The following is a 19,698-nucleotide window of genomic DNA, read 5'->3' as shown; positions in this document are numbered from 1 at the left end:
AGAGGAAGAGGCGGACATCGCGACATGCAAGCATGTCGCTGAGATGTCCGCGTTCCCAAGAAAAAACCGCCGACCTGGCGGCCGGCGGGTGCAATGAGGTCTCTCGCGGATCAAGTTCGTGCCGCGTCAACGGCATGGGGTGGAAGCTCACAGCTCCTTTTGTCGAGATTGTGGCCTCTCGCGTAACATATCCCCGTTATTCACAACCCAAAACGCGAACTCGGTACTAGAGCAAAGCGCGTTTAGACGGAAACGCTGCATTGCTCTAACTCTTTGGTTCAACGCGTCTTTGCGATTCTTGGTGATTCCACCAAATCGCAAAACGCTCTAGGCAACCGGTGTCCAGATCACCTGGTCGATGCGGCTGGCACCCGTCGCCAGCATGGCGAGCCGGTCGAAGCCCAGCGCAATGCCGCTGGCCTGCGGCATGATGGCGAGGGCGGCCAGGAAATCCTCGTCGATCGGGTAGCGCTCGCCGTAGACGCGCTCCTTCTCATCCATCTCGGCCTGGAAGCGCCGGCGCTGCTCGTCGGCATCGGTCAACTCGCCGAAGGCATTGGCGAGTTCTACGCCACAGGCATAGAGCTCGAAGCGCTCCGATACGCGCGGATCATGGTCGGTGCGGCGGGCCAGCGCCGCCTCCACGCTCGGATAGTCGTGGAGGATGGTGGCCCTGTCATTCCCGAGACGGGGTTCGATCTTCTGCACCAGCACGCCGGAATAGATGTCGGACCAGGTGTCATCCTCGGCCACGCGCAGGCCCGCCATGCGGGCGGCTGCAGCCAGGGCGTCGCGGTCGCTGGCGCCATCCCCTGCGAGCGTCGCCAGGAGATCGATGCCGGCGAAGCGTTCGAAGGCCTCGGCAACGCTGAGCCTTTCGGGCTCGGCGAAGGGATCAGTCTCCACGCCGCGATAGCGGAAGCGCTTCAGGCCGCCGGTTTCGGCGGCCAGTGCCAGCAGGCGGGTGCAATCGTCCATCAGCAGCTGATAGGGCTCGCCGCTGCGATACCACTCCAGCATGGTGAATTCGGGCGAATGGGTGCCGGTGCGCTCGCGGTTGCGGAAGACCTTGGCGAAGGTGAACAGGCGCTTCTCCCCGGCCGCCAGCAGTTTCTTGCAAGCGAATTCCGGCGAGGTGTGCAGATAGAGCCGCCGTACGCTGAGATCGGCATCGATCAGGTCGGTGGCGAAGGCATGCAGATGCGCCTCATTGCCGGGCGAGACCTGCAGGATTGACGTGTCGACCTCGGTGAAATCCTCAGCGATGAAGAAGCCGCGCAACGCCGTCATCAACCGGTTGCGCCCGATCAGAAAGGGTCGGCGATCCTGATGAGCCGATGGCTGCCACCAGGGGGTGGAGGCTGAAGACATGAAGGAATCCTCTTATGGCGCGGGAATCCTTCCCCGGCTTCGGGGAAGGTGTCGTTGCGGAGCAACGACGGAAGGGGGAGAGTGGCGCTACAGGCACGATTGAACCGCAGAATTGTGCCACCCGCCCCCATCCGGTCCGGCTCCGCCGGCCCACCTTCCCCGAAACCGGGGAAGGATTGTTGCGCCTTACTTTGCCCGATCGGAGAAGCGATACGCCACCGACCGGCTTTACAAACCTCCCTCCGCCCCTACGCCAGCCGCGGCAAAACCGCAATCCGGGTTATGATGTCGCCTCAAATCTGATTCGAGCATGATATCGCTGTTTCGACGCAATCCGACGCCCCAACCCGAGCAGATCACCGTGCGGATCGGGGCGACGACCTATCCCGTCGCCGTCCGGCGGCTGGTTTCGGCGCGCCGCTACACGCTGAGGGTCCGTACGGCCCAGCGCGACATCGTGCTCTCCATGCCGGCGCGCGGCAGCCTGACCACCGCCAAGGCCTTCGCCGACAAGCATGCCGGCTGGATTGCCCTGAAGCTGGCCAAGCTCGCCCAGGACGTCAGCTTCGCCGACGGCGCCATGGTGCCCTTCCGCGACGTGCCGCACCGCATCGAGCATCGCGAGGGCCGCGGCACGGTGAAGATCGAGGCTGGCTCTCCGCCTGTCCTCGTCGTGCATGGCGATATCAAGCATTTGCCGCGCCGGATGACCGACTGGCTGAAGAAACAGGCTCTGCGCGAATTGCAGGCAATTGTCGCGCGCCATACCGCGGCGCTCGGCGTCAAGCACGGCCCGATCAGCGTCAAGGACACCACCAGCCGCTGGGGCTCTTGCTCCTCGGCCGGGGCGCTGGCCTTCTCCTGGCGCCTGATCCTGGCGCCGCCCTTCGTGCTCGACTATCTCGCTGCGCACGAGGTTTCGCATCTGAAGGAAATGAACCACTCGCCCCGCTTCTGGCGCTTGTGCCACCAGCTCTGTCCCCGTACCGAGGAAGCCCGGGCCTGGCTGAAGTCGCATGGTGCCGGGCTGCACCGCTACGGGTGAGCGGGGATGCCGGCGAAAGCGGAGGACGTCCAAAGAAACCGCTCGAACTTGCGCCGGCTCGTGCATGAGCAGGATCACGTCTTCAAGCGAGATGGGACCAACAGACTGCCAATTGTCGCCATCGAAGATTTCTTTACAGCAGGAATCACACGTAACGCCGTCCCCAGTCGGGCCATTCTCACCTTCGGCATAGAGGCCTTTCGCGACCGCCTCATGGATGTCCGCGGTCGTGATGACGTGGCAGACGTTGCCATCCAGATCTGGGGATTTGGCGACGAAGAAGACTGGGCGACTCTCGGCTATATTTTCATTGCAACGTCTCAGCCGCGTTCCACCGTGACAACCTGGTTGGAGGGCATCCAACCCGATGCGATCCTCAGGGCCGGCGGAGTGGATGAGCCTTTCGTCCGAGCGCAAATCATTCGCGCAGAGGCCATTCGGACCAGGCCCGGATATGAGGTCTACGCGCTGTTCTATGAAAGGGACAGCGAGGAAAACGTTTAGGTGCCGCCTGTCTCTCACCGGCTCTATGGCAAATAGAACACCCGCTTCAGCGGCACCTGCACCGGGGAACTGTCCGGATTGGTGGCCATGATGTCGCCCATGAAGGCCCACCAGCGCTTCATCACCGCCTCGTCGGGCAGGCGGCCCAGGCCGTGGTCGTCGCTGCGGGTGAGGATGGCGAAGAGATGGTTATCCTCCGGGTCGAGCCATATCGTATAGTCGGAGATCCCCACCTCTTTCAGCAGCGCCACCAGCTCGGGAAAGATCTCGTCATGGCGCTTTTCGTATTCGGCAGCCTGGCCGGGATGGAGATTCATGCGAAAGGCGATGCGGTCCGGCATGGTGTGTTTCCTTGAGACGTTCCCTTGAGGGCAATTCATCGCAGGCTCGATAGCCGCGATTCAGCGCTTGGCGGCGGCCTCGCCGCCGATGACGTCCTGCGCCTCGCTGGAGGTGTCGCGCACATGTTCCAGGTGCCGGCGATAGGCTGCCATCGCAGCCTCGGCGTCGCGAGCCATCACAGCCTCGGCGATCTCGACATGCTGGGCGACACTGATCTCGATCACACCCGGCAAGGCGCTGGCGACGCGGCGCACGTCGAGCCCGACATCGTAGAGCCCCTCGGCCATGGCGGCAAGCAGCCGGCTGCCACCGCCACCATAGAGGGCCCGGTGGAACTCGATGTCGAGCAGGCGGAAGGCGACCGGATCGTCATGGAAGGCGCGCCCGTCCACGGCGAGTTCGAGGATACGCGCCCGCGCCTCATCATCCGCCCGTTCGGCGCAGAGCCGCACCAGTTCGAGCTCGACCACCACCCGCGCCTCGAAATGCTCGCGTACGTCGTAGTCGGCGAAGGACAGCATGGTCGAGAACGGCGCCACCAGGCGGCTCGGCGACAGGTCGGTGACGCTGTAGCGCCCGCCCTGGCGGCTTTCCAGCACCCCCATCAGGGTCAGTGCCTTGAGCGCCTCGCGCAGAGGCGGGCGCGAAATGCCGAAGGCGATGCCCATCTGCTGCTCGGTCGGCAGGCGGTCGCCGGAGCGAAGATTGCCCGACTTGATCATCCCCATGATGCGGGTGGCGACCTGCTCGGCGATCGGACGACGCTCCAGCGCGCCACCGCCGAACGGCTCGGCGAAGGCCTCGCTCGGATCCAGGGCGGCCAGATCACTGAAATCGGGATCTTTGATCAGCTTGCTCACTGGACTGCCTTACTGCTTCACAGATGGAGGCGGTAGAAGGAATTGGCGTTATCCCGGTAGAACTTGCGCAGATCGCCTTGGGAGAAGCCCGCCAGGGCCCGGTCGAGCGTCTCGACCCAGCGCGTCATGCTGGTGGCCTGCAGGCAGATCGGCCAGTCCATGGCGAAGACAGTGCGATCGACGCCGAAACTCTCGAAGGTGGCGTCGATGAAGGGACGGAGATCCGCATCGGTCCAGGTCGCGTGGTCGGCTTCCACCGGCAGGTCGGAGAGCTTGATGAAGAGGTTTGAGCAGCGCGCCAGCTCCTTCACATCGTCACGATATTGGGCAATGGCGCCTTCCTTGATGCCGGGCTTGCCGCAATGGTCGAGGATCATCGGCACATGCGGAATGTGCTTCACGAAGTCCCGCACGATGTCCATCTGATGGTGATGGACGTTGATCTCGAAATGGTAGCCGAATTTTTCGAGAAGATTGACGCCCTCGATGAAGCTGTCCGACAGGGTCAAGGCACGGGGATCGGCATCGAACTCGACGATGCGGCGGATGCCCCGCACAGCCGGATGTTTTTCCTTCATCTCCGCCAGGATCGGCTCAACCCGGCCTCCCCATTCCAGCGGCGCCATCGGCACGATCGCCTTGATGCCGGGGTCGCGCCGGGCCTCCTCCTCGACGAAGCGGATCTCGTCGAGATATTGGCCGCCGCCCTCCCAGAAATCGGCATAGCATTCGAGGAAGACCATGGCCTCGACCTCGACCGAGCCCAGGTCGCGCCGGTAGTCCTCGACATGATAGTCCCTGGAAAACAGGGGGCTGCCCTCGAAGGCCGTGTATTTCAGCTTCGAATGGTCCCAGACATGAAGATGCGTGTCGATGATGGGAAAATCGGGCATGGCATCCTCGGCGTGTGAGCGCGACTTCGCATCCGCGTTTAGGCCATTCTCAGCCAGCCAGTAAAAACTTGTCAAACTAATTTTTGTCTGACAACTTATCTGCAAACGCGACCGGGCCACCCGGAGCCGCAGATCCAGAAATGCCCGGGAGAGCCGTCATGCCCAAGGAATTCGAGCACCGCCGCGTCGGCCAGACATCGATGTCCGTACCAACTTTCGGCTATGGCGCGGCGCATCTGGGCGAGCTCTACAGCCTGGTGACGGAAGCCGATGCCATCACCACCATCGACGCCGCCTGGGACGCGGGCGTGCGCCTGTTCGACACCGCGCCCTGGTATGGTCTCGGCCTCTCCGAACATCGCCTCGGCTATGGCCTCAGGCACCGGCCGCGTAACGAATACCAGCTCGTCACCAAGGTCGGGCGTATCCTCGAACGCCCCTTCGATCCGGCCACCTTCAAGTCGGAGATGTGGCTCGGCGGCCTGCCCTTCCAGCATCGCTACGACTACACCTATGACGGCATCATGCGCTCCTACGAGCAGTCGATGATGCGGCTTGGCCTCAATACCATCGATGCCCTGGTCATCCACGACCTCGACGCCGCCTATCAGGGCCCCGATTTCGGCTATCGCAAGAAGGATCTCGTCTATTCCGGCATCAAGGCGCTGGAGGAGTTGAAGAGACGCGGCGAGATCAAGGCCATCGGCATGGGCATCAACACCGCCGACGCCCTGGAGACGGTGGCGCCCCTGGTCGATCTCGATTTCGTGCTGGTGGCCATGCCCTACACCTTGATCGACCAGGGCTGCCTGCATACGGGCATGGCCGAATGCGTGAGGCGCAAGGTCAGCGTGATCATCGGCTCGCCCTTCGCCTCGGGCATCCTGGTCACCGGCTCGGGCGGCAGTGCCAACTACAATTACAGCAAGGCGCCGGAAGCCGTACAGGCCAAGGTGCGCGGCATCGAGGCGGTCTGCAAGGCCCACGGCGTGGCCTTGCCGGCGGCGGCCCTGCAATTCGTGCTGGCGCATCCCGCCGTGGTCTCGGAAATTCCGGGCGCGGTGAAGCCGAGCGAGATCGTCGAGAACGTCGCCTCGCATCACGCCCCGATCCCCGACGGCTTCTGGTCGGACCTCAAGGCGGAAGGCCTGATCGACAAGGACGCGCCCACGCCATGAACCATGCGGGCGAGCCTGCAAGAGCGCTGCCGATCCTGATCTCGGCCCGCGGCATCTCCAAGCAATTTGCCGGCGTCGAAGTGTTGCGCGATGTCGATCTCGATCTCCATCCCGGCGAGATCCACGCCTTGCTCGGCGAGAATGGCGCGGGCAAGTCGACCTTCGCCAAGATCATCGCCGGCGTGCATCGGCCCAGCCGCGGCTCGCTCGCCCTCAACGGCACGCCCGTCGAGGTGGCGACGCCGCTGATCGCCCAGAAGCTCGGCATCACCCTGATCCATCAGGAGCCGATCTCCTTTCCCGATCTTTCCGTTGCAGAAAACCTCGTGCTCGGCCGCCATGAAGGCCCGGCGCTCGGGCGGGTGCGCTGGGGCGAGCTTCGGCGCGAGGCTGACAGCCTGATGGCCCGGCTCGGCATCGCCATCGATGTCGGCAAGCCGATGCGCGGCCTCTCGATCGCCGACCAGCAGATGGTCGAGATCGCCCGGGCGCTGGCCAGCGACAGCCGCCTGATCATCATGGACGAGCCGACGGCCCCGCTGACGCCAAGGGAAGTCGAAACCCTGTTCGGCATTGCCCGCCAGCTCCGCCAGGAAGGCCGCACTATCATCTTCATCAGCCACCGGCTCGAGGAAGTGCGGGCGCTGTGCGACCGCGTCACCATCTTCCGGGACGGCAGCAAGATCGCCACCGAGGACACCGCCAGCCTCTCCGATGCCGACATCATCCGCCTGATGATCGGACGGGAGGTGAAAGGCTATATTCCCCAGCACAAATCGCAGATCGGCGCGGTGGCGCTGGCGGTTCGCGGCCTCAGCCTGCCCGGCAAGTTCGAGGACATCAGCTTCGAGGTGCGCAAGGGCGAGATCGTCGGCCTCGGCGGCCTGGTCGGTGCCGGCCGCACCGATGTCGCCCGCGCTTTGTTCGGCGTGGTTCCCGCGGCCAGCGGCAGCATCGAGATTGGCGGGCGGGCCGTCACCATCCGCGAGCCGGCGGATGCCGTTGCCCATGGCCTCGCCTTCGTGCCGGAGGACCGCGCCGTCGCCGGCATCTTCCGCAGCCTGCCGGTCGAGCAGAACATCACGGCGGCGGTACCCGGCAAGGTCGCGCCCGGCGGCGTGATCCGTCGCGCCCTGGAACGCTCGATCGCCCGCGAACAGGTCCGTAAATTGCGCATCCGCCTCGCCAGCCTGCGCCAGCCCATCGGCGAGCTTTCGGGCGGCAACCAGCAGAAGGCCATCCTGGCCCGCTGGCTCCTCACCGATCCCGAGATCCTCATCCTCGACGAGCCGACGCGCGGCATCGACATCGGGGTCAAGGCCGAGTTCTACGAGATGATCGGCGAGCTGGCCGCTTCGGGCCGCGCCGTGCTGCTGATTTCCTCCGAACTGCCGGAACTGCTGGCGCTCAGCGACCGCGTGCTGGTGATGTCGGAAGGGCGCCTCACCGCCAATCTCCCCCGCGACGAGGCCAGCGAGGAGAGCGTGATGCATGCCGCCGTGCCGCGCCGCAAGTCGAACCGGGATGAACGGGACGCCGCATGAACATCGCCAGCCTCCTGCGCCGGCGCGAGGCCGGCATCGTGGTGATGATCGCGCTCTTCGCCATCATCGTCGGCCTGATCCAGCCGCGCTTCCTCTCCACCGAGACGCTGCGCATCGTGCTGCTCGCGGTGCCCCTGATCATGGTGGCGGCGATGGGCGAGATGATGGTGCTGGTCGCCCGCCATGTCGACCTCTCGATCGGCTCGATCCTCGGCTTCTCCGCCATCGTGGCCGGCATGCTCTGGCGCGACCATCCGGAGCTGCCCATCATGGTCGGCGTCATCGCCGCGATCGCCGTGGGCGCCGCGCTGGGCCTGCTCAACGGGCTGATGGTCACCCTCTTCAGGCTCCCCTCCATCATCGTGACGCTCGGCACGCTCAGCCTCTATCGCGGCCTGGTCTTCTTCATCTCCGGCGCCCGGCAGGTCGATCCGCAATACATTCCGCGAGGCCTGATCGAACTCAGCCAGACCTCGCCCGTTTTCGGCATTCCCTGGATCATCCTGATCGCCTTTGCCGTGGCGCTCGCCACTTATCTCTTCCTCGGTCATTCCAGGCTCGGCCGCCAGATCTACGCCATCGGCTCCAATCCGGTGGCGGCGCCGCTGCGTGGCATCCGCGCCACGCCGATCACCGTGCTGGTCTTCGTGCTCTCCGGGGCTCTCGCCGGGCTTGCGGGCGTAATGTACGCCTCGCGCTTCGGCTATGTGAATCCCGGCATCACCGGCGTCGGCTTCGAGTTCACGGTGATCGCGCCCGTGGTGATCGGCGGGGTCTCGATCAATGGCGGCTCCGGCTCGGTCGCCGGCACCGTGCTCGGCGTACTCCTGCTTGGCGCCGTCAGCGTGGCCCTGCCGATCCTCGGCGTCTCCGGCTTCTGGCAGCAGGCGATCTACGGAGCCGTGATCCTCGCCGCTTTGGTGATCGACCGCAGCGTCAGGCAGGGCGGCCTCAAGGGCCTGCTGGCGAGGGATGCGGCATGACCAGCACCAATTCCTCCGCCACCGCCGTCTCGCCGCAGGACGCGGCCAAGCCGCTGCCGCTCTGGCGCAGCGTACTGGTGCGGCCGGAGACCATGACCCTGGTGCTGCTGGCCGCCGCCTTCGTGATCGCCTGCCTGCTCTCGCCCTTCTTCGCCTCGCTGACCTTCATCCTGGAAAGCGCCACCTACTACGCCGAATTCTCGATCATCGCTTTGGTGCTGACCCTGGTGATCATCGCCGGCGAGATCGACCTGTCTCCCGCCTCCACCATGGCGCTGACGGCCTGCCTGTTCGGCACCGTGTGCCAGGCCGGCCTGCCGATCGGCTGGGCGATGGCGGCGAGCCTTGCCGCCGGCCTCGCGATGGGCGCCTTCAACGGCTTCATGGTGCTGTGGCTGCGCCTGCCCTCGCTGATGGTCACCATCGGCACGCTGATCATGTATCGCGGCCTCGCCCAGGTGCTGGCCGGCGACAGGTCCATCGGCAAGTTCCCGGCCTGGTTCGTCGGCATCGACTATCGCACCCTTTTCGGCGTACCCGTGCCGGTGCTGGTCTTCGTCGCGGCCTCGCTGGTCCTGGCCTTCGTGCTCGGCGCCACCATCCTGGGCCGGCAGATCTACCAGATCGGCACCAGCGAGATCGCCGCCCGCCATGCCGGCATCAAGGTCCGGCGCATCAAATTCGGCCTGTTCCTGGCGATGGGCCTTACCAGCGCACTCTGCGGCCTGCTCGCAGCCTCGCGGCTGGCCTCGGTGCGCTACGATCTCGCCACCGGCGGCGAACTGCAGATGGTGCTGATCGTCATGCTCGGCGGCACCTACATCTTCGGCGGCCGCGGCACCATCGCGGGCACCTTCATCGCCTCCTGGCTGCTGGTGATCATCGCCACCGGCATGACGGTCGCCAACATCCCGGTGACCTACCAGCTCACGGTGATGGGCCTCCTGCTCATCATCTCCATCATCGCCACCAACACGATCTACGCCCGCAACCAGAGATAGCCGGCACAGAACGGCCTTAGACCATCATCAGGAGGGAACCATGCTGAGGAAAACGCTTCTACTCGGGCTGTCGCTCGGATTCGCCCTGACCGCCGCCGTCAGTGCGCAGGCAGCCGACAAGGTCTCGATCGTCTATATTCCCAAGAACACTGGCAATCCCTATTTCGATTCGCTGGTGAAAGGCTTCCAGGACGGCTGCGCCAAGGTCGGCTGTGACTTCGACATGCAGGCCCCGGCGACCGCCGAAGCCACTTCGCAGATCCCCTTCATCACCGCGCAGACCCAGCGCGGCGTCGGCGTGATCGCCATTTCCCCCAACAGCCCCGATGCCCTCAACCAGGTGCTCGACCGCGCCCGCTCGCGCGGCATCTTGGTGCTGGCGGTCAATGGCGACCTCGTCGGCAATCTCGACCATCGCGATGCCGGCATCCTGCCCGTCGACTTCACCAAGACCGGGCCGAGCCAGGTCGAGCTCCTGGGCTCGCAGATCAATTACGAAGGCGAAATCGCCATCCTCTCCGCCACCACCGACGCGCCCGACCAGAACACCTGGATCGCGGCGATGAAGGACAGCCTCGCCAGCAATCCCAAATATGCCAAGATGAAGCTGGTGGCCGTGGCCTATGGCGACGACGATCCGCAGAAATCCACCACCGAGATGGAAGCGCTGATCCAGAAATACCCCAACCTCAAGGGCGTGATCTCGCCGACCACCGTCGGCGTCGCCGCGGCGGCACAGGTGCTGCAGACCCAGGGCAAGGCCAAGCAGATCACGCTCACCGGCCTCGGCACGCCCAACCAGATGCGCCCCTTCATCAAGGACGGTACGCTCAAGGCCTTCCAGCTCTGGAGCCCCTACAATGAAGGCCTGCTCACCTCCTATTTCGCCGTGGGCGTCAAGAACGGCACCATCAAGAACGAGCCCGGCACCAAGTTCGAGGTTCCCGGCCTGGGTGAGATCACCGTCGGGGCAGATCACATCATCAACACCCAGGCGGAGCTGACCACCTTCGACGCCGGCAATATCGACCAGTTCAACTTCTGATTCCGATCCGGCGCGGGACATCTCGCGCCGGCCTTCCCTTATCCCAGTTTCCCCGGACGTTCCCATGAACAGTTACGATTTCGCAGGACAGGCCGCCATCGTCACCGGAGGTGGCCAGGGCATCGGGCTTACGGTCGCCGAACGCATCCTGGCCGGCGGCGGCAACGTCTCGATCTGGGACCGGGACGCTTCCCTGCTGCAGGCCCTGGAGGCCAAATATGGCCGGGAGGGCAAGATCCAGGCCCTCAATGTCGACATCGGCGACCTCGCCTCGGTGGAGGCCGGCGTCACGCAGACCCTGGCGCGCTTCGGCCAGATCGACGTCCTCATCAACAATGCCGCGATCGTCGGCCCCAATGCCAATACCTGGGAATACCCACCCGAAGCCTTCGCCGAAGTGGTGCATGTCGGGCTGATCGGCACCTTCCATGTCTGCCATGCCGTGGTGCCGCACATGATCACCCGCAATTACGGGCGCATCGTCAATCTGAGCTCGGTCGCCGGCAAGGAAGGCAATCCCGGCGCGCCCGCCTATTCCGCCACCAAGGCCGGCGTGCTCGCCCTGACCAAGTCGCTCGGGAAGGAACTCGCCAAATACGACATCTCGGTCAATGCCGTGACGCCGGCCGTGGCCAAGACCACGATGGCGATGAGCCAGGATCCGGACTTCCTGAAGATGATTCTCTCCAAGATCCCGCGCGGACGCATGCTGGAGCTCACCGAGGCGGCCGCCATGATCTGCTGGCTGGCCACCAAGGAGAATTCCTTCACCACGGGCGCGGTATTCGATCTTTCCGGCGGCCGGGCAACTTATTGAGGCCGCTTCGGGCGATTACCATTCGAAGGCGTCGGTCGTCTCGCGCTTGCCCACCACCATGGCGTCGGCGACCAGATGGAAGGGCGCGGCATCGACCGCGCTCTCGCCGCGATCGAGCAGGCCGGCGAAGCGGGCATAGATGCCTTCATATTCGGCCATCGGCTCGGCCACGGTCAGGTTGCCGTTGACGGCGAGCTTGGAGCCGCCGTCGATCAGGGTGAGCCGGGTGCCGTCCTCGACGACCATCTCGATGGTCCAGGTCTGGTCGCCGGTCTGGCGCCAGTCGAACTCGGCCGTCAGTTCAGCGCCGGGCAGGCCGGCATCGGAGGCGAAGGTGAGTCTGGCCGCGATCGGCGTATCGCGATTGGCAGGATAGGTCAGCGTCGCGGCCGTGACGAAGAAGGGCTCGGGCGCGATCTCGGTGAGGATCGACAGCGCGTTGATGCCGGGATCGAACACACCGAAGCCGCCGGGCTGCCAGATCCATTCCTGGCCCGGATGCCAGCGCCGCACATCTTCCTTCCAGGTGATGGCGAGGGAGGCGATCTTGCGGCCGGCAAGGCGCTTCTTCGCCTCCTCCACGCCGGCATTGTATTGCGAGTGCCAGGTGGCGAACAGCACGCAGCGCCGCGCCGCGGCCTGGCGCACGAGGTCGGCCAATTCGCTGACGGTAGGCGCCGGCGGCTTTTCCAGAAGCACGTTCATGCCGGCATTCAGCGCCTCCAGCGCCACCTGGTGGCGCACCGAGGGCGGCGTGCAGATCGCCACAGCGTCGAGATCCGGCATCGCCGCATAGAGCTCGGCCGGGGTGCGGAAGGTCGGCACACCCGCTTGCTCGATGCCGCGCTGGCTCACCAGCGCGGCCAGCCGGAAGGCGGGATTCTTGGCGATAACAGGCAGATGCTGGTCGACCGCGATCTTGCCGACGCCGATGATGGCGATGGAATGCTGGCTCATGAAGGTCGCCTCTATTTGTCAGTCAATTCGAGGCGTGCGTAGCAGCAAATCGCGAGCGCGGGAAGGGACTCCCGCGCTCGGCGCATCACATCCGCTCGGGAACTGCGATGCCGAGCAACCACAGCCCCTTGGCCAGTACGGCGCGGGCGAGACCGCACAGGGCCAGGCGCGAGGCCCGCTCGGCTTCCGTGTCGGCCGCCAGCACTGGGCAATCGGTGTAGAAGCGGCTGAAGGCTTGCGCCACCGAGAAGACGTAGTCGGCGACCTCGTTCGGCGCATTGTTGCGTCCGGCCGAGGCGACCACTTCAGGCAGCCTGGCGCATTCGAGCACCAAAGCGCGCTCGGCCGGAGCCGTCACCTGCAGGGCACCGGCCTGATAGCCCTTGGCCTCGGCATTGGCCAGGATGGAGCCGATGCGCACGCAGGCATATTGCACATAGGGCCCGGTCTTGCCCTCGAAGGAGACCATGCGGTCCGCGTCGTAGATGTAGCCCGAGATGCGGTAGGATGAGAGATCGGCGAATTTGAGCGCGGCAATGCCCACCAGCTTGGCGAGTTCGATGCGGTCGAGCGTCGGATCGTCATTGACCAGCCGCTCGCCGGCTTTCTCGATCGCCTCGCCGATCAGGTCCTTGAGCAGGGCCACCCCGCCATCGCGCGTCTTGTAGGGCTTGCCGTCCGAGCCGTTCACCGTGCCGAAGCCGGCATGGATCAGCTCGACGCCCGGCGCCAGATCCCCCCGCTCCGCTGCCTTGAAGACCTGGCGGAAATGCAGCTCCTGGCGCTGGTCGACGACATAGACGATGCGCTTGGGATCCTGGTCGCGCACCCGTGCCACGATGGTGGCGAGATCGGTGGTGGCGTAGAGGGCGGCACCGTCCTTCTTCTGCAGCAAGAGCGGGGGCATCGGCTTGTTGTCGCCGGGGGTGGCGACGTCGACGATCAGGGCGCCGTCGCTTTCCACCGCCACGCCCTTGGCGCGCATGTCGGCGATCATGCCGGGGATCAGCGGCTGCACGTCGCTTTCGCCCAGGAACAGATCGAAATGGGTGTCGAGAAGATCGATGTCGACGCGCTGGGCCGTCAGCGAGATGTCGCGCAGCTTCTGCCAGATCGCCGTGGCGTCGGGATCGCCGGCCTGCAGGGCGGCGGTGGCGGCACGGGCCAGTTCCATGCGGGCGGGATCGGCCTTGCAGGCCGCCGCCGCCTCCGGATAGAGCCGCTGCAGGTCGTCCATGGTCAGGTCCGGCGCCTCGCCCGGGCCGAGATCAGGCCAGCGCAGCCGGATTTCCGAAATCAGCTGGCCCATCTGCAGGCCCCAATCGCCGAGATGGATGTCGGAAACCGTGTTGAGGCCCTGGGCGGCGTTGATGCGCCGCAGGCTCTCGCCGATCACCAGCGCGCGCAGATGGCCAACATGCAACGGCTTGGCGACGTTGGGGCCGCCATAGTCGAGCACCACCGTATCAGCCGGCAGTTGCACGATGCCGAGATCGGGCGAGGCAGCCTGGGCCGCGGCGCATTCGGAGAGGAAGGCATCGGAAAGGCGCAGATTGAGGAAGCCGGGGCCGGCCACCGAGACTTCCTTGAAGGCCGGCAGGCCCTGGAGCTTTTCGGCGATCTCGGCCGCAAGCTCGCGCGGATTGCGCTTGAGGCTCTTGGCGAGCGGCATCGCGCCGTTGCATTGCAGGTCCGCGAGATCAGGCAGGGTGGAGCGGGTGGCGCGGGCAGTCTCGGTCGGCAATCCACAGGCTGAAAAGGCATTCGCCAACATCTCGTCGACGAGGCGGTTCAAAGAGGCAGACATGCGGACGCTTCCTATCAATTCGGTCAGCGTTCGCAGTAAGCACCTTGGCGCCCGGAGGCAAGCGTCAGGCGGGCATTGGGGGTGGAATTTGCGATTTCAGCCGCCCGAAAGGGCGAATTTCAAGGATTGGGCCTGGAAAAGCCAGGGCCATCATCGGCACTGGACGGGCAGCCACAGCTCGAGGCCGGAACGCACCTTCGCGCTCCGGCCGCATGACGAGAGCCATGCTCTCGGCGATCGGTTTCAGCCCCGCCCCCCGGCGACCTTCTTGAGCGGCATTTCGGGTTCCAACGCATCTTCCCCGAGATGGGTGAGGTCCGGGATCTCGCGCAGATTGTCCGGCGCGGCCAGCGGGTCGATCAGATCCTCGATGCAAGGCGGTGTCGGCACCAACGTGAACTCGGCCGTATTCTCCTGCAGCACCAGCTGGCGTGCGAGGTCCCAATGGAACAATTCGCGCCCCTCCGGCTGTCCGTCCAAGACCCATAATTCATGGGCCTTGTCGCGGATCTTCTGTTCTATCTCATTGCTCATCAATGTCTCTCCCGGTCTGGGTTATGGCAAGTAACGCCCATGGCCTAGAGTCTGTCTGGCCTTGTCAGGCTCAAACCTGAATCTACCGCGACCGGCGGCTTCCGGTCCCCGCGGACGAACTCAAAACACCTATCGTCCAGGTGCCCGGAACAAGCCGGGCGCGGCGAGCATCGCGCGAGGGCACATAGCCTCAACCCGCCATGATCCCGGCGGTTCCCCGCTGCGATCAATTTCCTTCCCCCTCAACGGAGCAACCTTCGGAAGGCGGATGCGCGACCTGGTTAAGATAGGGTGAGGAAGTCAGATTTCAATCAAAATCGATATCTCAAAGCGCTTTGATAGCCCTTATCACTGAATGAACAACGATAGACCGCGCGCCTGAGCATGGCAAGTTCAGGGTATGATGGCAGTGTCCACGGCACCCCGAACGGTCGAAACAGTCGGTGGCATCGAGCCCGGAACCTTCCATCCCGCAGGAGCGTTCTTCAGAGCCAACGCGTTCACGATTGGACGCTTGCTTGCTCTAGTTCCTTGTTTCCAAGCCAATCCACGGATTGGCGAGTGCGTCTTTGTGATCCTTGATGCGTCCGTCTAATCACAAAACGCCTCAGGCATCCGTGTTAGGATGCAGATGGGAATGCAGCCCCTGACAGGGCGGTGATCTTGGTGGGTACAATGGAGTTTCGACGCCATCTCGTCCTCAACCTCGACGACCACGTGGTCGAGCGGCGCGCCAAGACCGAGGCCCTTGGCCGGGCAAGCGAAATCGACGTGATCGAAGCAGGTTCGGGCTTCGATGCCCTCGTCCTCGTCCGCGAGCGACGCCCAACCCTGGTGTTGCTCGAAGAGAGGCTGCCCGACATGAGCGGCCATGACCTTTGCCGTATCATCAAGCAGGATTACCCCGAGACTCTGGTGCTGCAGACCTCGGCATCCTTCGTTTCGGGCGACAATCGCATGCGGGCGCTGGAAGCGGGTGCCGATTCCTGCCTCGCCCAGCCCTGGGAACCGGTCGAACTCGTCGCCTCCGTCCGAGCCTTGCTGCGCATCCGGGCAGCCGAAACCGCCCTACGTGAAAGCGAGGCCAATTTCCGCACCCTGGCGGACAACATCCCGATCCTGTGCTGGATGGCCGCCGCGCATGGCGGCATCTACTGGTACAATCAACGCTGGTATGACTACACGGGATCGTCGCTCGAGCAGATGCAGGGATGGGGCTGGCGCTCGGTGCATGACCGCAGGCAGTTGCCGGATATCATCGCGCATTGGCGGGAATCGCTCGAACAGGGCAGCGCCTTCGAGATGGTCTTCCCGCTTCGCGGCAGGGACGGCATCTTCCGCCCTTTCCTTACCCGCGTCGCCCCGGTCCGGGATGATACCGGCCGGATCCTGCGCTGGTTCGGCACCAATACCGACATTTCCAGGCAGAGGGAGGCGGAGGCCGGGCTCCGCGAACTCAACGAGACGCTGGAACAGCGGGTCCAGGCCGCCATAGCCGCCCGGGCCACGGCCGAGAACAGCCTGCATCAGTTGCAGAAAGTCGAGGCGCTCGGGCAGCTCACCGGTGGCATCGCTCATGATTTCAACAACATGCTCGCCGTGGTCATCGGGGGCCTCACTTTGCTCAAGCGCAAGCTGGAGCGCGGCCAGACCAATGTCGGACGCTATATCGACGGCGCCCTCGACGGCGCCGAACGCGCCGCCGCACTGACCAAGCGCCTGCTCGCCTTCTCCCGTCAGCAGCCGCTGACGGTGGAAGCCGTGTCGCCCAACGCCATGATCGCCGACATGGCCGACCTGTTGTCGCGCACGCTGGGCGAGCATATCCACATCACCACGATCCTGGCGCCGGACGGCTGGGCGGTGGAGACCGACAGGAGCCAGCTGGAAAACGCCCTGCTCAACATGTCGGTGAACGCCCGCGACGCCATGCCCGATGGTGGCGAACTCACCATCGAAACCAGCAACGCCATGCTGGGCCGCACCCAGGCCGAGGAATTCGGCATCGCCTCCGGCCCCTATCTCAGCGTGGCGGTGGTGGATACGGGCATCGGCATGTCGGAAGACGTGGCTGCTCGGGCCTTCGACCCCTTCTTCACCACCAAGGGCGTGGGCAAGGGCACCGGCATGGGCCTCAGCCAGGTCTTCGGCTTCGTGCGCCAGACCGGCGGCCATGTCACGATCGAGTCGACGCTCGGTCAGGGCACCACGATCCGGCTCTATTTACCACGCTCGGAAGCTGCCGAGACACATCCCCCTCTGTGGGACGGGCTTCCCACCACCTTCCACGGCCATGCCGGCGAAACGGTGCTGGTGGTAGAGGATGAGGACAGGGTGCGCTCCATGGCAGTGGAAGCCTTGCGCGGGCTCGGCTACACCATTCTCGAAGCCGCGTCGCCGAGCGAAGCCCTCGGTTTCGTCGCGGCCGGTCGGCCCATCACCTTGCTGTTCACCGACATCGTCATGCCCGGGATGAATGGCGGCGAACTCGCGAGCCGCGCCCGGGCCCATTCCCCCGGCATCAAGGTGCTGTTCACCACCGGCTACGCCCCTGACGACAATGGCCGGGTCGAGATATCAGGCCTCGACACCAGGCCACTCTACAAACCCTATTCGATCGACCAGCTCTCGCGCCGCATCCGGGCGGCAATCGACGGATGAGGGTGGCCGTTCCTGCTCCATCAAACGGAATGGGGGAGGAACACGAGTTCCTCCCCCATTCCGTCCTACTTGCTACGAAACCGGCTCAATCCCGGGGCAGGGACCGCCTGTTGCGCCGCGCGACGACCTTGACGCGGGCCGGCTGGCGCATCGACGCTACCGCGAGGGTGCAAAGCCCCGTGGCCAGCAAGGTCGAGAGAACCGCAAGCAGAGTGTTCATCATGTTCTATACCCCTGATACTCGGCCAAACGTCCGATCATGCTGAATTGTTAACGCGCCAGCAGGCGCAAAGTTCAGTTACAATTTCCTAACAATCCTGCACCGACCGAACATGAGGCGGCACCTAGCCTGAGCAGCGCCGGTGGGAGAACATCGCCTAATCGATGATCGCCTGCCGGTACCCTCATAAGGAACATAGGCACTCCATGACCATTGGCAAGGGTTATTCCGCTGCGGAAGAGCCGATTGGAAAGAGCCGCCGGGCAAACTGTTAGGCTTCCCGATCTCCCACCTGCTTCTCAGCATCGTCGGCAGCGGCAAGCTCCCAAGCGCCCAGGTCGCCCGAGGCGAGGTCCTTCATCTCGGCCGCATCGAGCTGCTGCACGAGACCCAGCAGGATGCGCGAGGGCTGTGGCGGCTCCACCGGCCTGTCGGCCGAAAATCCGAAGCCGAACCGCCCGCCATCGAGATCCCCGATGTCGAGCGTGAGGACGAGTGCCGAGCCCGCGTGGAGGATGGCGGAGGCATGGTCGACCACGAGCAGGCCAAGGGGGATGGCGCGATCCACCGGCAGCACCATCTCGGTCCGGCCGCGTAAGATCATGGCCTGCCCGGGACGGCACAGCAGCCTGCCGATCACCTGCGTGACATCACGCAGGAAGGGCTCGATCGCCACCGGATGCATCTCGCCCTCCGACAGGGCGCCGCGATAGGCCGCCGACAGCACGTGAACCCTGCATTCGGCCTCGCTCAAGGCCATGCGGGCATCGCCGGCATAGGCATTCTTGGAAAGGCCGATATAGCTCTGCACCACCTGGAGATTGTTCTTCACCCGGTGATGCAGCTCGCGGGTAAGGGCATGGTTGGCCGCAAGCGCCGTCTGCAGGCGGTGCTCGCGTGCTTCCTGCTCTTCGACCATGTCGTTGAAGGCCACCACCACATTGCGAATGTCCGACGGCATCTGGGCACTGAGCGGCACACGTCCCCAGCCGGAATGGCGCCTGGCCCGCGATGCGGCCTCGATGCCTTTGAGCCATTGCACCAGATGCCGCTTCATTACCCGGGCAAAGACGACCAGCAGCAACAGCAGCGCGGCGAGAGGAGCCAGCAGCAGGAAAAGGAATTGCGAGCGGGCGGCACGCAGATGGATGTCTCGGAAGCTGGCGACGATATAGAGATCGGGCGCGGCCGGCATGGCATAGTAGATCCGCGTCTGGCCTGCGCCGCTGACGGCAACCCAGCGCTGACGGGTCACGGGAAAGGTCCCCTTGGCTGGCAGCCAGCCATTGTCGCCCGCCGGACGCCCCCGCGCGAACACGATGTCCTCATGCACGGTGATCAGGGCAGCGACGAAGTCACGCGCACCGTCACCGAGGTTGAAGACACGATCGAGGGCCTGCGGGGCGACCACCAGCAGCGCCTGCCAGCCCGGCGCATCAGGCTTGCCCTCGCGCCGGGCATAGACGACGAGCCGGCGTTCGCCTCCGAGCACCACCGAATCATAGCGGCTGGCTACGGGCGACAACACGGCGCGGGGCTGAACCACCGGCTTGGCAGCCTGTGCCGCCAATTCGGCGGCAAGCGTGGACCGGTCCAGGCCGGATATACCTGAAAACAGGCAGGCCGGGCTGCCATCGCCCTGGATCAGCAGGGCCTGGTAGCCGTCGAGCTGTCCGACATTGGCCTTGCCGACGGCCTCGCAGGAAGCGCCTGTCGTGACTTCGGCAGCCGAGATCATCAGCCCCCTGAGCACGCCGACATACCAGATGCCCATGCGCACGACGAAATTGCCGACAGTCTGTGCCTGGGATGTCTCGATCGTCTTGACGTCGTCGCGATAGGTCACCACCGCGATGATGCTGGTGATGGCGCCGACCGGTATGGCGACCATCAGGAAGAAGGTCAGTAGCTTGGCCTGGACCGTATCGAAGGCCAA

The 19,698-nt window shown here is 64.7% G+C and carries 18 protein-coding genes; 9 read left to right on the top strand and 9 right to left on the bottom strand.

Features of this window, described 5'->3' with window-relative positions; translation table 11 throughout:
* Positions 1-327 precede the first annotated feature (327 nt).
* On the bottom strand, positions 328-1,371 hold the full coding sequence (gene epmA, locus U1R88_RS11710) for an EF-P lysine aminoacylase EpmA (protein WP_322431406.1): 1,044 nt from the start codon (positions 1,369-1,371) through the stop codon (positions 328-330).
* Positions 1,372-1,681: 310 nt separating this feature from the next.
* Here epmA and U1R88_RS11705 point away from each other — a divergent pair, with 310 nt between their 5' ends.
* Both U1R88_RS11705 and U1R88_RS11700 read left to right on the top strand, forming a co-directional pair.
* Entirely contained in the window at positions 1,682-2,416 is a 735-nt protein-coding gene (locus U1R88_RS11705; RefSeq protein ID WP_322431405.1) for a M48 family metallopeptidase, read from the top strand.
* A 6-nt stretch (positions 2,417-2,422) separates the two neighbouring features.
* A complete protein-coding gene (locus U1R88_RS11700; RefSeq protein WP_322431404.1) occupies positions 2,423-2,920 on the top strand; it encodes a hypothetical protein in 498 nt (165 codons plus the stop codon).
* A 23-nt stretch (positions 2,921-2,943) separates the two neighbouring features.
* On the opposite strand, the gene rhaM is transcribed toward U1R88_RS11700, so the two are convergent.
* The 3 genes from rhaM to U1R88_RS11685 are packed head-to-tail and all read right to left on the bottom strand — an operon-like array spanning position 2,944 to position 5,015.
* Entirely contained in the window at positions 2,944-3,261 is a 318-nt protein-coding gene (gene rhaM / locus U1R88_RS11695) for an L-rhamnose mutarotase (RefSeq protein WP_322431403.1), read from the bottom strand.
* Between the two features lie 60 nt (positions 3,262-3,321).
* On the bottom strand, positions 3,322-4,122 hold the full coding sequence (locus U1R88_RS11690) for a FadR/GntR family transcriptional regulator (protein WP_322431402.1): 801 nt from the start codon (positions 4,120-4,122) through the stop codon (positions 3,322-3,324).
* Between the two features lie 17 nt (positions 4,123-4,139).
* The gene (locus tag U1R88_RS11685) at positions 4,140-5,015 is read right to left on the bottom strand and encodes an amidohydrolase family protein (protein WP_322431401.1); all 876 of its coding nucleotides are present in this window, start codon (positions 5,013-5,015) and stop codon (positions 4,140-4,142) included.
* A gap of 158 nt (positions 5,016-5,173) precedes the next feature.
* Here U1R88_RS11685 and U1R88_RS11680 point away from each other — a divergent pair, with 158 nt between their 5' ends.
* The 6 genes from U1R88_RS11680 to U1R88_RS11655 all read left to right on the top strand — a co-directional run bounded on the left by U1R88_RS11680 (position 5,174) and on the right by U1R88_RS11655 (position 11,583).
* The gene (locus tag U1R88_RS11680) at positions 5,174-6,193 is read left to right on the top strand and encodes an aldo/keto reductase (protein WP_322431400.1); all 1,020 of its coding nucleotides are present in this window, start codon (positions 5,174-5,176) and stop codon (positions 6,191-6,193) included.
* Entirely contained in the window at positions 6,190-7,737 is a 1,548-nt protein-coding gene (locus tag U1R88_RS11675; protein ID WP_322431399.1) for a sugar ABC transporter ATP-binding protein, read from the top strand. The genes U1R88_RS11680 and U1R88_RS11675 overlap by 4 nt, the downstream gene beginning before the upstream one ends.
* Positions 7,734-8,720: an ABC transporter permease gene (locus U1R88_RS11670; protein ID WP_322431398.1), complete on the top strand. Its 987-nt coding sequence runs from the start codon at positions 7,734-7,736 to the stop codon at positions 8,718-8,720. The genes U1R88_RS11675 and U1R88_RS11670 overlap by 4 nt, the downstream gene beginning before the upstream one ends.
* Positions 8,717-9,721: an ABC transporter permease gene (locus U1R88_RS11665; protein WP_322431397.1), complete on the top strand. Its 1,005-nt coding sequence runs from the start codon at positions 8,717-8,719 to the stop codon at positions 9,719-9,721. Before U1R88_RS11670 ends, U1R88_RS11665 begins: the two co-directional genes overlap by 4 nt.
* Before the next feature lie 40 nt (positions 9,722-9,761).
* The gene (locus U1R88_RS11660; protein ID WP_322431396.1) at positions 9,762-10,766 is read left to right on the top strand and encodes a substrate-binding domain-containing protein; all 1,005 of its coding nucleotides are present in this window, start codon (positions 9,762-9,764) and stop codon (positions 10,764-10,766) included.
* Between the two features lie 64 nt (positions 10,767-10,830).
* Positions 10,831-11,583 (top strand): SDR family NAD(P)-dependent oxidoreductase, encoded by a 753-nt coding sequence (locus tag U1R88_RS11655; RefSeq protein WP_322431395.1) that lies wholly within the window; start codon positions 10,831-10,833, stop codon positions 11,581-11,583.
* A gap of 15 nt (positions 11,584-11,598) precedes the next feature.
* Here U1R88_RS11655 and U1R88_RS11650 read toward each other — a convergent pair whose 3' ends face one another.
* The 3 genes from U1R88_RS11650 to U1R88_RS11640 form a co-directional block, all read right to left on the bottom strand.
* Positions 11,599-12,540 carry a Gfo/Idh/MocA family protein gene (locus U1R88_RS11650; RefSeq protein ID WP_322431394.1) on the bottom strand — a complete coding sequence of 314 codons (942 nt, stop codon included), beginning with the start codon at positions 12,538-12,540 and terminating at the stop codon, positions 11,599-11,601.
* Positions 12,541-12,625: 85 nt separating this feature from the next.
* Positions 12,626-14,347, bottom strand: coding sequence for an arginine--tRNA ligase (gene argS / locus U1R88_RS11645; protein ID WP_322431393.1), 1,722 nt, complete (start codon positions 14,345-14,347; stop codon positions 12,626-12,628).
* A 243-nt stretch (positions 14,348-14,590) separates the two neighbouring features.
* A complete protein-coding gene (locus U1R88_RS11640; protein ID WP_322431392.1) occupies positions 14,591-14,881 on the bottom strand; it encodes a DUF2934 domain-containing protein in 291 nt (96 codons plus the stop codon).
* Positions 14,882-15,556: 675 nt separating this feature from the next.
* On the opposite strand from U1R88_RS11640, the gene U1R88_RS11635 reads away from it, so the two are divergent.
* Positions 15,557-17,542 (top strand): response regulator, encoded by a 1,986-nt coding sequence (locus U1R88_RS11635; RefSeq protein ID WP_322431391.1) that lies wholly within the window; start codon positions 15,557-15,559, stop codon positions 17,540-17,542.
* Positions 17,543-17,627: 85 nt separating this feature from the next.
* On the opposite strand, the gene U1R88_RS11630 is transcribed toward U1R88_RS11635, so the two are convergent.
* Together U1R88_RS11630 and U1R88_RS11625 are read right to left on the bottom strand one after the other, a co-directional pair.
* Complete coding sequence (locus U1R88_RS11630) at positions 17,628-17,765, bottom strand: hypothetical protein (RefSeq protein ID WP_156771344.1); 138 nt, start codon at positions 17,763-17,765, stop codon at positions 17,628-17,630.
* Positions 17,766-18,033: 268 nt separating this feature from the next.
* Positions 18,034-19,698, bottom strand: a complete 1,665-nt coding sequence (locus U1R88_RS11625) for a sensor histidine kinase (protein WP_322431390.1) — start codon at positions 19,696-19,698, stop codon at positions 18,034-18,036.

Origin of the sequence: Labrys sedimenti (genome assembly GCF_034424805.1) — a bacterium.
In the GTDB taxonomy this organism is placed as follows: domain Bacteria; phylum Pseudomonadota; class Alphaproteobacteria; order Rhizobiales; family Labraceae; genus Labrys; species Labrys sedimenti.
The sequence above is the reverse complement of the archived record's forward strand: the minus strand, read 5'-3'. Positions and strand labels throughout refer to the sequence as shown.